Source organism: Shimazuella sp. NTD250 (genome assembly GCF_059510375.1).
In genome coordinates this window covers 1-321 of record NZ_JCAJZS010000029.1, presented here as the reverse complement: position 1 = coordinate 321, position 321 = coordinate 1, and the positions used below count along the sequence as shown (strand labels likewise).

The 321-nt window shown below is 50.2% G+C and carries 1 protein-coding gene; it reads left to right on the top strand.

Annotated elements, in window-relative coordinates:
- Positions 1-21: 21 nt before the first annotated feature.
- The coding region (locus tag AC5WOF_RS19425) for an AMP-binding protein (RefSeq protein WP_496051593.1) at positions 22-321 on the top strand (300 nt) is incomplete at its 3' end.

Genomic DNA, 321 nt, shown 5'->3' with positions numbered 1-321 from the left:
CAAGATGCAGGGGTGCAGTTGGTGTTGGCAGACAGCCAAGTAGAAATCGAGGTGCCAGCTCTACAGCTCCTTTCCTTGGATACCGGTTATATGGATTGGATGGGAGAACAAATAACTCCTTTGGATATTCCGATCGCTGCCACGGATACGGCGTACTTGATCTATACTTCCGGTTCTACCGGTCACCCCAAAGGAGTAGCAGTATCCCATGCGTCGTTATCCCATTTGATCGATTGGCATCGAACCACCTACTGGAAGGAAGAAGATCGGAGTACGTGGATTGCAGGAGTGGCCTTTGATGCTTCGGTATGGGAAATCTGG